We start from the raw sequence: 13,435 nt of genomic DNA on the forward strand, positions 1-13,435 counted from the left end.
AATGCGGAGGTAAATGATGACACAGAATAAAGGAAATTCACAACGCCAGATTCGAACTTCAATTCTTTGTTTGATCTGTGCCTGCACCGTCCTATTAAGTGGCTGCTCTAAAACTGCCAATGAAACCACACAAGTAACTCCAACACCTATAACAGAAGCCACTGCACCTGCGGCTACGAACAATGCAACAGAACAACCCAATGCATCATCCGGTACAAATACAGAGGGACTTCCGGCGGATGTTAGCGTTCAGAGAGTCATTAAGGAAGTCACTTTAAAGGACGGCTATCATAAAAAGATTGAGCTGCTGACAGACGGAGGCAAGCGGGTTACCATTACGGATCCGAGCCAAAAGATTGTTTTGCAGCAGATTGAATATGATGGGAAGATTACTACGTCTAATGGTAAACAGGTTACCGTTAAAGTCGAAGGTGGGGGAGAGCAAAGCATAACCATTCCCGATCATGTAGTGATCGAAGATGAGGACATGCTTGGTTTGATGCCAGGTGTTGATATCGAGTGGACAGTGAATGCCGAGGGGCAAATCGAAAGTGTTGAACTGGAGGATTAAAAGAGATACTGAGGTGGCTGGCTAAATGAAATTTCTAATCGTATTTGGCAGTATAGTGGTTCCCGTCGCCATGCTAATGATACAACGGAAATGGATAAAGTGGCGTATTGTTTTTAATGTAGCTTCTGTGTTGTCTACGCTTATTTTAGGTAATATTTCTGCCCTAGCTATATATGGAATATTAAGAGATAACACGGTATTTATGACCTCGATCCATGCGATTTTTTTGAATCCAATGTTCCTTTTAACGGGAGCTTATCTTGGAGTATATCTGGTCTATCGCTTGATGTTGATGACGTATGAAGAAGTATATGTATGATGTAGTTAAAAAAAGGAGTGTCCCCGTGAAGGGACACTTCTTTTTATGTTATACAGCGAAAGTTAAGAAGATTTTCCTACAACGTTTGTTCCACTCTTCGTGATCTTGTACGTAAGGATATCACCATTCCAGAAGTGGAATTTCAAGATGACCTCTCCATCTTTAACATCTTTAAAGAAGGCTGGAAGCAGCTTGATTTCTTTCGTGTTATAAGAGGGTGAGAACGTATTGCCGAACTCCTTGAATGGTGTCCAGTCTTGCGGGCCTGCATTGCCACCAGCGGTATAGACAGCCTCCATCGTGGCAAGCTGGTTACCATTAAAGGTAGTTGGAATCGCAAACGATTCAGTCGTACCTTTGGCATCACTTAATTTGGCAGTGTCATTCACGATGATCTTTAGTCTCCACGCAACACCTTTGTTGAATTTCAACGTTAACACAGCATTTTCACCGTATTTTTGGGAAGCTGTGAGTTTTTTGAGTTGGCTGGCTTTGAGTGTGAGCTCCTCGCCATTCAAGGTGTAATCTTTTCCCTTTGTTAGATACTTCCCATTTGCACTAATCGTGGTTAGCTTATTGCCGTTTAGGTTCAGCTTCACCTTGGTGTCTTTGATCGCTGCCCCTTTTTTTAGATAGACCAGATCGCTTTCAGTGCTGGAGGAACGTTCCTTCAGACCAGACATTAATACACCCTGCAGCTCAGAATCGGACCACTTATACGTTTTGCGGTTGAAATGCTGCCCATTATCCCAGAGCATGGAGGTCATTTTCTTTTCTTTTAAATAATAAGTAAGGTACTCGAAGAATTTCAGCTTCTCGCCTTGTTCAATCACACCTGTATCTATATCGAATCCTAGCAGTCCAAACTCACCAACGATAACAGGGATTCCTTTGGCCACGAATGTGTTGTAAGCGTTATCAAAAGTTTGGGTGATATCGTTTTTTGTATCTTTTTCAAACGTGGTGTAACCAGCGATATTCACACTGAACGGCCAGAAGCCATAGTAGTGAACGGTCGCAATTATGTTCGGATCGTTAAGAGCTGTAATCGTCTTGTAGAGCTGATCCATTCTAGGTTGGGTAGGAGAAGTCTCTAATGAAGGTAGCACTAGCGGACGGACATCATTCTTTCCACCTGAGTTTCGAACGATCTGATGGAAGGAATTGTTGAGCTCTGCAAGCATCTGTTCCATCTTCGCTTCATCCGTACTTCCGCCATCTGTGAAACGAGGTTCATTAATGCTTTCGAACATCAGCTTATCGGATTTATCCTTGAAGCGGTCCGCAATTTGAGTCCATGCTGCATTATAACGCGCCAGCGTTTCCTCATGCTTCTCTTCCATATGACTTACCCATAACCAGGAGTCGTGATGGACGTTAATCATTACATATAACTTGGCGTCCAGCGCCCAGCCTACAACTTCTTCGACACGGTCGAGGTAAGCTTGATCAATAGTGTAGTTCGGTGCTTCGCCTATGTGTGAATCCCAAGTGATAGGAATACGGATACTTTTGTAGCCTTGTGCGGCGATTTTCTTAATCAGTTCTTGGGTCACACGCGGATTGCCCCAGGAGGTTTCATCCTCACCTGTAGCATCTAGAGTATTGCCAAGGTTCCATCCGGGCTGCATATCGTCTACATAGGATTGGATCTTACTCTTTGGTGCTGCCTTAGCTTGTTGCTCGTCCTTAGTGGCAGCGGCGGCAATGGATGAGAACAAAGAGAGCAGAAGAGCGGTGACAAGGGTCAATGATAAGAATGATTTCTGGATTCGAGTAGTCATTGAATTCTCCTTTGTAAGATCATTTTTGAGGATGCTTAAACCTGACCTTCCTTGGTACTTTGGTGCTTAGATGAACACGTACACCTCCATGAATTCGTTGTAAACGCTTACCAAATACCCTAACATAGAATAATTTCAACGAGTACCTTACTAATTTGTGGTAAATTCATATATGAATTAGTGATTTGCAGTGATTCCAAAGTTATGGAGGGCAATCCAGTGAGCAGATTTCATTACATAGGCTCGGCTACAGAGCTTCCGTTAGGAGAAAGAGGCAGTGTACCGTCAGCAAAGACATATAATGAAGTGAAAAATTCCCCGGAGTATAAGAAACAAAGAGAGGCTCTGCGCCTGCAAGGCATAATTCCTTTGGATGACATCGCAGATCTATCTCATTTAAGAGATGAGGACTGTCTTGTATACGACTCGGAAGAAGATGCAGCGGGTATTTTTATAGAGGAACTTGGGTATTGGAACGATGAGATCCGCAAGCATTTTCGGAGTCCATATGTGTACCGGATTTCACCGAATTGGGGCGGCTTCTCTGTAACCCCTAAGCTAAAAGATACTCTACCGGGATCGTATAACGCCTCACTCAAGTGTTGTCGGGAGTTATTTAGGCTTATGACAGATTATGGGGTATCTGGTGCCGAGTTCGAGCTCTATACATGCTGGGCTGAGGAAGAAGGACTCCCACGTAATAAGAAGTATGATCGAATCTTTGATTTGGCCTCTTTGTCACTGGAGGATGGTTTTGAGCTGAGAGAAAAAGAATATATTGTGGTTAGAATGATTTGATATTCAATAGGATTATTGCTAACTACTCGTTATACAAAAAACAAATATTGCATGACAAAAGCAACTATATTAGATATGATGAAGCATGAAAAATTAATATTAGCAATAGGTGCCAATTATGAATGTTTCGGAATTACAATCATAGATTGGTTAAATGGAAAGCGGGTGTGAATCCCGCGCGGTCCCGCCGCTGTGAAAGAGGAGTCCTTGCAAGGTGCCACTGGGAAACTGGGAAGGTAGCAAGGGTGACGATACTTGAGCCAGAATATCTGCCTGTTTCTAATACACCGTTAAACTCTACGAGCGATAGAGAGGTGTTTGATATAGTATATGCCTGCTATTGTTGCGGTTCACTATCTTAAACCTCTTGACGTTATGTTGAGTGGTTTTTTTGTAGTGTTATGAAAGTTTATTCTGTTTTTTAACATAGGAAGAGAAGGGAAGGGTTATGGAAACATGAAGAAAAATAAGTTTTTAGCTTGGTTACTTATTGTAGCAGTATTTATCACGACGTTCTCTACAAGTGTAATCCCGGCTCATGCGAATGAAGCAATTGCCGATAGTGCAGTTGTAACAACAGAGGTTGATCAAGCTCTAGTAGAGCAGATTAATGCGTTAGTACAAGAGCCAGATACAGAGAAGCCTACGATTTTGATAGAAGGTATACAAGATAAACAGGAAGTATCCAGTAAAGATTTAAGCTTCAAAGTAGTGGTTACAGACAATGTCTACAAAGACATTATTCCAGTAGTTAAGCTGAACCAAGTCGTTCTATCAGCTACTAATGGTGAGTACAAAGCATCTCTTAACCCGGGTAGTAACGTAATCGCAGTAACGGCTGTGGATGGCGCAGGAAACAAAGCAGATAATGTAACCTATCAGGTTACTTATAAAATCACTGCCAAAGAACAGTTAGATAAAAGTTTGGCCTACATCGTTAACACCGTAAAGAATCCGTCATTTGGAACAGGTAGCGGAGAATGGTCGATTCTTTCTCTAGCACGTGCGAACTACAAAGTACCTAACGGTTATTACAATCTCTATTACAACAATGTAGCTACGCGAATAGCATCGATAATTAAGGATGGAAAACTCGACGCTAGTAAAAGCACAGAGAATTCCAGAGCGATTCTAGGCCTTACCTCTATCGGAAAAGATATCACGAATGTTGCAGGTCATGATCTAAGAAATGCACTAGCTGATTATCAATATATTCAGAAGCAAGGGAACAATGGTCCCATATTTGCTCTGATTGCACTAGATAGTTATAACTACGAAATTCCAGTATTATTCCCTGATCCTGATGAGAAGGGAGTAATCTATCAAAGCACAAGAGAAAACCTGGTTCAGTACATCTTGGATAGAGAAGTTAAAAAAGGTGCAGCAGATGCTGGAGGCTGGGCATTAGGTGTAACCAAAGCCGACGTCGATATGACCGGGATGGCGATGCAAGCACTTGCACCTTATTACGCAAAGGATCCTAATGTAAAAGCTGCCGTGGATCGGGCGATTGCATGGTTATCGAGTGTACAAAATGATCAAGGCGGATTCACAAGCTGGGGAAGCACAAGCAGTGAGAGCATCGCACAGGTTGTTGTTGCTTTAACTGGCGTAGGCGTAGATCCGCACAGTGACCCTAGGTTTATTAAAGAAGGAAATTCACTTATAGATGCTTTACTTAGCTTCTCTGGGCCGGATGGTGGATTCAAGCATATTCTCACCGGTAAAGTAGACGCTATGGCTACGGATCAAGGTACATATGCACTCGTATCCTATGATCGTCTGATTAATAATAGCAAACGTCTCTATGACATGACGGATGTTCAATTAGAACAGCCTACTACCGTTGTAGCAAAACAACAATTAAATAAAAACCTTGCCTATATCCTAAACACTGTAAAGAATCCGTCATTTGGAACAGGCAGCGGGGAATGGTCGATTCTTTCTCTGGCACGGGCCAATTACGAGGTTCCAAGTGGCTATTACAATCTTTATTATAACAATGTAGCTGCTGAAGTAGCTAAGCTAATGAAGGATGGAAAACTCGACGCTTCGAAAAGTACTGAGCATTCCAGAGCGATTCTAGGACTTACCTCGATCGGAAAAGATATCACGAATGTTGCAGGCTATGATCTAAGAAATGCACTTGCAGATTTTCAATATGTTCAGAAGCAGGGGCTTAATGGTCCCATATTTGCACTAATTGCCTTAGATAGTCATAACTATGATATTCCTGTAGTAGAAGGCGTTAAAGATCAAACCACAAGAGAAAAACTGGTTCAGTATATTTTAGAAAAAGAAGCACCGACTGGTGGATGGGCGTTATTTGGTACTAAAGCCGACACCGATATCACCGGAATGACGATGCAAGCACTTGCACCTTACTATGCAAAGGATCCTAATGTAAAAGCTGCTGTGGATCGGGCGGTTGCATGGTTATCAAGCACACAGAATGATCAAGGTGGATTTACAAGCTGGGGAAGCACAAGCAGTGAGAGCATCGCGCAGGTCATTGTTGCTTTAACTGGCGTAGGCATAGATCCGCACAGTGACTTAAGGTTTGTTAAAAAGGGAAATTCACTGATTGATGCACTGCTTACCTTTGCTGATCCGGATGGTGGATTTAAGCATATTCTCACCGGAAGAGTAGATGGGATGGCTACGGACCAAGGTACGTATGCACTTGTGTCCTATGATCGTCTGATTAATCACAGTAACCGTCTCTTTGATATGAATGATGTGGTAATTGAACAACCACCTGTACAACCAGAGGGTCCGAAAGAATTTCCGTTACCTTCTGGTGATAAGCCGGAAGTTGTAATCAATGATGATGCTCATGATTATATCGTTCCGATCAGCACAGGAGATAGCAACAAGGAAATAACGGTAGTTATTCCTAAAAGTCAACAATCGAAGGTTAGTGTTAGTTTACCTAATAACAGCGATCTTCCTCAGATTGAGGCTACCAAAGGTGACGTATCTGTAGTCATTCCTAAGGGTGCAAAAGTTACAAGTGGAAATGTCGCAGCGATTGAACTAATGTCACCTTTAACAGGCACAGAAGCTGCACTAAAAGATAGTCTGAATCAGATTATTTCCCAGGATAAGAAGCTGGAGAGCATTATTCAAGCTTTTTCTATGGGTGGCAGCGCAAGAGTAGAATTCAGTCAATTTATCACATTAACCTTTAAGGACCTTAAAGGAAAAGATGTAGCTTATATTCAAAATGGTGCACCTCATGCGATTCAAAAATTTGCAAGTGACGCCTTAGGTTTGGCAAGCGGCAAGTCAGAGTATGCCTACGATAATGGAAATGATTTAATCGTAAAAACCAATCACTTCACTGATTACATTGCGTACACATCCAGTGTAGTTCAGACACCTGGTGGCGACGGTGGTAGTGGCAATGGTGGAGGGACCACTCCATCGAAACCATATGTAACCCTATCCGTGGATAAGCTTACGATTAAGAAGGGATATGTTCTTCCATCTGTACAGGTAGAGCTACAATCTGGTGACACAGTGTGGTCTGTACTAGAAAGAGTGCTAGATAGCCGCGATATCGACTATAGATATTCTTGGAACAGTACATTTGGAAGTGTATATGTTGAATCCATAGCTGGTGATGGAGAATTTGACCATGGTAGCGGTAGTGGATGGATGTATAATGTGAATGGAAAATATCCTAATTATGGTGCATCTTCATATAACCTAAGTGCCGGGGATAGAATTCAGTGGCGTTATACTACGAATTTGGGTGTGGATCTAAATGCACCGATGCCAACTTTGAGCCCAACTCCAACCCCATCTGCTACACCAAAACCAAGTGGTACGCCAGCTCCAGGTGATATCGCTAAACCGGGTGACCCGAATGCGAGTCCATCGCCAACAGCGACTCCTAACGATATCAAGCAAGTGTATAAAGACGCCGATAAGATCTCATCCTGGGCGTTCTCAGCGATTGAAACAGCTACAGTAAAAGGGTACATCCAAGGTAACAATGGTCAGGTAAATCCGAAAGATCACATTACAAGAGCAGAATTTACAAAGATCCTAGTATCAGCATTGGAACTGGATACCAAGAGTGACAAAGGAATTACCTACAAGGATGTCGCTTTGGGTGATTGGTTCTATCCATATGTGAACGCTGCTCATAAAGCAGGTCTAATTACAGGCTTTAATAATGAATTTAAGCCAAATGACAAGATTACTCGCGAACAAATGGCAGCCATTATTGTCAGAGCATTATCAATCCCGGCTACGAAGCCAGGTACAGCTATTAAAGATATCAATACTGTGTCTGCGTGGGCAAAAGCAGATGTGGAAACCATTGTTGCCACCGGACTTATGTTAGGTGACAATAATCAGTTTAAGCCTAAAGAGCTTGTAACTAGAGAAATGGCAGCTGTTGTAGCTACTAGAACCCATGATTATAAGAGTGGCGACAAAGCAGTTAGTCCATATATTCAGAACACGGCAGCCTTTTTGCAAAAAACAGTAACAAACCCGGTCATCTCCTCGGTTGGCGGGGATTGGACAGTGTTCGGGCTGGCACGTTCTGGTGTAAAGGTTCCAGATAGTTATTACGCTAAGTACTATGCGAATGTAGAAGCCACCCTTAAAGAAAAAGCTGGGAAGCTGCATAGCGTAAAATATACCGAATATGATAGAGTTATTTTGGCATTAACTTCAATCGGCAAAAATATTGATAAAGTGGCGGGTTATAACCTACTGGAACCACTCGCTGATTTTGATACTGTAATCAAGCAAGGCATTAATGGACCTGTGTTTGCCCTGATCGCTCTGGATAGTAATCATTACGACATTCCAGTGGTTAAGGATGTAAAGACGCAGACAACTAGAGAGATGCTCATTGATTACATTTTAGGCAGAGAGATCAACGGCGGGGGATGGGCACTAGGCAGTAATGCTACTGAGGCCGATCCGGATATTACGGGAATGGTTATTCAAGGCTTGACCCCGTATTACAAAACGAATGCCAAAGTAACGGCTGCTGTGGATCGTGGAATTGCTTGGTTATCCAAAACGCAAACAGCAGATGGTGGTTTTGCAAGCTGGGAATCTACGAACTCCGAGAGCATTGCTCAGGTTATCGTAGCTTTAACTGGACTTGGAATAGACCCACATAAGGATTCCCGATTTATTAAAAATGGTCGTTCCGCAGTTGATGCGTTGCTAGGCTTTGCTGCAGCTGAAGGTGGTTTTTATCACGTGAAGCAGGGTGGCGTAGGTAACGGAGGCGCGAAACCAGGAGAAGTAGATCTTATGGCTACGGATCAAGCGATGTATGCACTGGTTGCTTATGATCGGTTCGTTAAGGGTCAGACGAGTCTTTATGACATGACAGACGTTAAATAGAACTTTATTTAAAGAGATAAGCAAGGGTAGCGTGTATACCCTTGCTTATTATTTAAGGTGGGGAACTTAAGAAATGAACAAGAAAAAATGGCTAACAGCGATACTAATTATTGGTGTGTTGGCGATTGCCTTCTTTTGGGGCGGGAATTATCAGAAGAGCCCGAACAAGGTTGCGAGTAACAGTGTTGAGTCTCAAGTTGTAGAATCAGCCAATACGGCCTCCAATCAGAATGTTGATGTAGAGCCTACAACCTCAAGTGATGCCGAGACAACGGAGATAGCTCCTACAGCTACACCTGGTGAAACAGCTAAGCCTAAGCCCGTTGAAACGTTAAAACCAACTGAAGAGGTAACGCCAACCGAAACTGCGGTAACAGAGGTTGAAAAGCCGACTGCAACACCTAAATCGGATACACAGGCACAACCGACCGCAACACCGAAAGCGGCTAAAACGTCCGTGCCGGAAACGAAAGCGACGGCAAAACCAGTAATCAAACCGGATTCAAAAGTAGCGACAACAGAAACAAAGCAGGAACCGAAAAAGGATAAATTCCTTACCGATCCAGTGCCGAGCGGGAAACCTAAGCCCGTGGAATGGCAAGATGCAACGGTAGATAAGAAGAAGCAATTAACGGCTACTTTGTCCGTGTCGGCAGCAACGATTTTAGATAATATGGATATTTTCAATAAGGATAAGGTTGAAGTATTGCCGGCAGATGGTATCATTTATAAAGCGCAGAAGGTAACCTTTTATGAAGGTGAGTCTGTGTTTGATGTTTTGCTAAGAGAGATGAAGAAGAATAAAATCCATATGGAATTCAGTATGACTCCGATCTATAACAGTAATTATATTGAAGGCATAAACAATCTGTATGAATTTGATGCTGGAGAGCTTAGTGGATGGATGTACAAAGTAAATGGCTGGTTCCCTAACTACGGCAGCAGTCGTTATGTTCTCAAGGATGGCGATGTCGTTGAATGGGTATACACCTGTGATTTAGGTCGAGATGTAGGTGGTTATGTAGCCACAGGAGGAGCTCAGAAATAATGAAGGATAGCTTTTCTACCTTTCATCCGTTTGTGAATTTTCTATATTTTGTCGTTGTATTGCTGTTTAGCATGGTGTTCATGCATCCCATATTTCAGGTGATTGCCCTTATCAGTGCAGTGGTCTACTCCTTTATGTTAAAAGGAAAGAAAGCCGTTCGATTTAATCTGCTGTACATGGTTCCTTTTCTACTATTTATGGCGATTATGAACCCTGTTTTTAATCATCAAGGGGTAACGATCTTGTTCTATTTGAACAATGGAAATCCCATTACGAAGGAATCCATTCTTTATGGTGTAGCAGCGGCGTGCATGTTTGTGACGGTAATCATCTGGTTCTCCTGTTATAACGTCGTGATGACCTCGGATAAGTTTATTTATATATTCGGAAAAATACTGCCGGCACTGTCGTTGATTTTTTCGATGGTGCTTCGTTTTGTTCCTAGATATTTAGCGCAAATCAAGGTGATTTCGAATGCCCAAAAATGCATAGGCCGGGATGTCACACAGGGAAATCTCCTCGCTCGAGCGCGCAATGGGATTACGATCCTATCGATAATGACCACCTGGGCTCTGGAAAATGCGATTGAGACGGCGGATTCCATGAAATCAAGAGGATATGGATTGCCTGGACGTACAAGCTTTTCGATCTTCCGTCTAGATGCCCGGGACAAAGTAGCCCTCTTGATCATGACAGGCTTAATTGCGATGGTAGCCATCGGCGCAGCTATGGGTGAGAACACGATGAGATATTATCCGTCGATTAAAGCGAGCGCAATTACACCTTTTAGTATCCTTGTATATATCGCTTATTTTGCGCTATGTATGATCCCTGTGCTCATCAATATGGTGGAGGCAATGAAATGGAAATCTATCGAATCGAAGAACTAAGCTTTGCTTTTCCTGAACAAGAGCAGATGGCTCTTTCGAATATTAATCTTACGATTGCAAGTGGAGACTTTATTACTGTGTGTGGAAAGTCAGGCTGCGGCAAAAGTACTTTACTAAGACAACTGAAAACAATCCTAACCCCACATGGCAAACGCCAAGGGTCGATTTATTATAAGGGTCAACATGTAGAGGAGATCGATGGGCGGACACAAGCAGCGGAAATCGGTTATGTACTCCAAAGTCCGGACAATCAAATTGTGACAGACAAGGTGTGGCATGAGCTGGCCTTTGGCCTTGAAAGCTTAGGTTATGACAATTCTACGATTCGTTTGCGCGTGGCTGAGATGGCGAGCTTTTTCGGAATTCAGACCTGGTTCCATAAAAGTGTGACTGAGCTATCGGGTGGCCAGAAGCAGCTACTCAATTTAGCGGCGATTATGGCTATGCATCCCTCGGTTCTAATCCTTGATGAGCCTACCTCTCAGTTAGATCCTATCGCGGCTTCCGATTTTTTGGAGACGGTCAAAAAGATTAATCGCGAGCTTGGAACAACCGTTATCATGACCGAGCATCGTCTAGAGGATGTTCTTCCGCTTACAGATCGGCTGATTGTGTTGAATGAGGGCGTCGTGATTGCTGATGATACCCCGCAAAGGGTTGGAGAAGCTCTAAGCAAGCTGAATCATCCGATGTTTCTGTCCATGCCCTCACCGATGCAAATTTACGCAGGCGTAGAGAATGACTTAGCATGGCCTGTTACAGTGAAGGAAGGACGCCAATGGTTGGATGCTTTTCTAGAGGATAAGACACCTGCAGCGATCGCAGAATCTCAGCCAAGCTCGAAAGTGGACGGCCCTGTAGTCATAAAGTTTAAGGATGTATGGTTTAAATATGATAAACACGGATCGGACATCATTAAAGATTTGTCTTTTGAAGTAAAGCAAGGGCAGTTCTATTGCATTGTTGGTGGAAACGGAACGGGCAAGACATCGACGCTGTCACTAATGAGCGGCATTCTTCAGCCCTATAGAGGCAAGGTTCAAATTGGCGGGAACAACCCTGCGAAGATGAATGCCAAAGAACTGTTTACTAACAATCTGGGCATCCTCCCGCAAAATCCGCAAACCTTATTTGTGAAGAAAACAGTCGAGTTAGATTTATACGAAATGTTATCCCAGCTCCCTTTAACGAAGGAAGAAAAGACGGCTAAAGTTGAGGCCGTGGTTAAGTTCGCAGAACTGGAACATCTTCTCTCCATGCATCCGTATGATCTTAGCGGGGGAGAACAGCAGCGGGCGGCGCTGGCTAAGGTGCTTTTGTTAGAACCAAAGATTCTGCTGCTGGATGAACCGACGAAGGGACTGGATGGACCTTTTAAAGAGAAATTAGCTTTATTCTTACAGAAGCTTAATGCTGAAGGTGTTACCATCGTAATGGTTTCGCATGATGTTGAATTCTGTGCCAAATATGCGGAGGTCTGCGCCATGTTCTTTGATGGAAGTATCATCACTACGAATGAAGCCCAGAAGTTTTTTGCTGGAAACAGCTTCTATACGACTGCCGCCAACCGTATGGCGCGTCATGTATGGAGCGAGGGAGTAACGATAGAGGGTGTGATTGGTTTATGTCAACGAAGCAGGTAACGGGTCGTCGTTTGAGTCGTCGAACTTTATTAGCGGGACTGCTAATCTTTATAGTTATTCCAGCGACAATTTTGTTAGGTATCTTTGTCCTAGACGATCGCAAATATTACTTTATCAGCCTATTGATCGTCCTCTACACGATGATTCCGTTTGCGTTGGTGTTCGAGAATCGGAAGCCGCAGGCGAGGGAACTCATCGTCATAGCGGTGCTAGCAGCTATTGCCGTTGCTGGACGCGCAGCCTTTTTCATGTTGCCGCAGTTTAAGCCGGTTGTTGCCATTGTCATCATCGCAGGGGTGAGTTTGGGAGCTGAGGCAGGATTTCTGGTCGGTGCTGTTGCGGGCTTCGTCTCCAATTTCTTCTTTGGGCAGGGACCTTGGACGCCTTGGCAAATGTTTTGTTTTGGCATCATTGGCTTCCTGGCGGGCATTTTCTTCAAGAAAGGTCTGCTTAAAAAGACTAAGCTATCGCTGTGTATATTCGGAGGGCTAGCGACGTTCTTGGTATATGGAGGCATTATCAATATAGGCTCGCTGATGATGTTCACTTCAGAGTTCTCATGGTCGGCTTTGATGACGACTTATATTTCCGCCTTTTGGTTTGATATGGTGCATGCGGTCTCGACGGTGGTGTTCCTCTTTTTCATAGCTAACCCTATGATTGAAAAGTTGGATCGGATAAAAACGAAGTATGGGTTGATTGAGCCTTAGGTTTTGGAATTGGGTGTTTGGCGTTTTAAGTGCTGCGCATTGCGCTGGCGGACGCTCCGAGAACGGACTGTTGTTACAATCGCTGTTGTGTCCAGATTTTTTTGAATTTTTCCCCCTAGGGTAAAATCCGGACACAGCATATGCTTACGAAGTGAGCTTTCCTTCGGAAAGCTTTCGGGCGAACGCTCCGCTTTTCCACAATCAGTCCGTTCTCTCCGCTGCTATCAGCGCGAAGCCCAAACCCAACATCGACGAAAGGCTCAAAGAACCCCCCATCGGTTTTTAGCCGAAGG

9 protein-coding genes and 1 riboswitch are annotated in these 13,435 nt (G+C 43.5%); of the genes, 8 read left to right on the forward strand and 1 reads right to left on the reverse strand.

Going from position 1 to position 13,435, the window contains the following annotated elements; translation table 11 throughout:
- Positions 1-13 precede the first annotated feature (13 nt).
- Positions 14-571: a hypothetical protein gene (locus MKY19_RS03860; RefSeq protein WP_339800505.1), complete on the forward strand. Its 558-nt coding sequence runs from the start codon at positions 14-16 to the stop codon at positions 569-571.
- Between the two features lie 25 nt (positions 572-596).
- Positions 597-890, forward strand: coding sequence for a transposase (locus MKY19_RS03865; RefSeq protein ID WP_339800508.1), 294 nt, complete (start codon positions 597-599; stop codon positions 888-890).
- Between the two features lie 62 nt (positions 891-952).
- Here the strand turns inward: MKY19_RS03865 and MKY19_RS03870 are convergent, their stop codons facing one another.
- Positions 953-2,674, reverse strand: coding sequence for a cellulase family glycosylhydrolase (locus MKY19_RS03870; RefSeq protein ID WP_339800511.1), 1,722 nt, complete (start codon positions 2,672-2,674; stop codon positions 953-955).
- 219 nt (positions 2,675-2,893) lie between these two features.
- Between MKY19_RS03870 and MKY19_RS03875 the strand changes: the two genes are divergently transcribed.
- The 6 genes from MKY19_RS03875 (at position 2,894) to MKY19_RS03900 (ending at position 13,142) form a co-directional block, all read left to right on the forward strand.
- The gene (locus MKY19_RS03875) at positions 2,894-3,472 is read left to right on the forward strand and encodes a hypothetical protein (RefSeq protein ID WP_339268802.1); all 579 of its coding nucleotides are present in this window, start codon (positions 2,894-2,896) and stop codon (positions 3,470-3,472) included.
- A gap of 90 nt (positions 3,473-3,562) precedes the next feature.
- Positions 3,563-3,764: riboswitch (cobalamin riboswitch) on the forward strand.
- Between the two features lie 164 nt (positions 3,765-3,928).
- Positions 3,929-8,851 (forward strand): S-layer homology domain-containing protein, encoded by a 4,923-nt coding sequence (locus tag MKY19_RS03880; RefSeq protein ID WP_339800515.1) that lies wholly within the window; start codon positions 3,929-3,931, stop codon positions 8,849-8,851.
- Between the two features lie 73 nt (positions 8,852-8,924).
- On the forward strand, positions 8,925-9,899 hold the full coding sequence (locus tag MKY19_RS03885; RefSeq protein WP_042184954.1) for a DUF4430 domain-containing protein: 975 nt from the start codon (positions 8,925-8,927) through the stop codon (positions 9,897-9,899).
- Positions 9,899-10,789 (forward strand): energy-coupling factor transporter transmembrane component T, encoded by an 891-nt coding sequence (locus MKY19_RS03890; RefSeq protein ID WP_042124206.1) that lies wholly within the window; start codon positions 9,899-9,901, stop codon positions 10,787-10,789. The genes MKY19_RS03885 and MKY19_RS03890 overlap by 1 nt, the downstream gene beginning before the upstream one ends.
- A complete protein-coding gene (locus MKY19_RS03895) occupies positions 10,762-12,432 on the forward strand; it encodes an energy-coupling factor transporter ATPase (protein WP_339800519.1) in 1,671 nt (556 codons plus the stop codon). Before MKY19_RS03890 ends, MKY19_RS03895 begins: the two co-directional genes overlap by 28 nt.
- On the forward strand, positions 12,414-13,142 hold the full coding sequence (locus tag MKY19_RS03900; protein ID WP_339800521.1) for an ECF transporter S component: 729 nt from the start codon (positions 12,414-12,416) through the stop codon (positions 13,140-13,142). Before MKY19_RS03895 ends, MKY19_RS03900 begins: the two co-directional genes overlap by 19 nt.
- Positions 13,143-13,435: the final 293 nt, after the last annotated feature.

The organism is Paenibacillus sp. FSL R5-0744 (genome assembly GCF_037972555.1).
In the GTDB taxonomy this organism is placed as follows: domain Bacteria; phylum Bacillota; class Bacilli; order Paenibacillales; family Paenibacillaceae; genus Paenibacillus_AQ.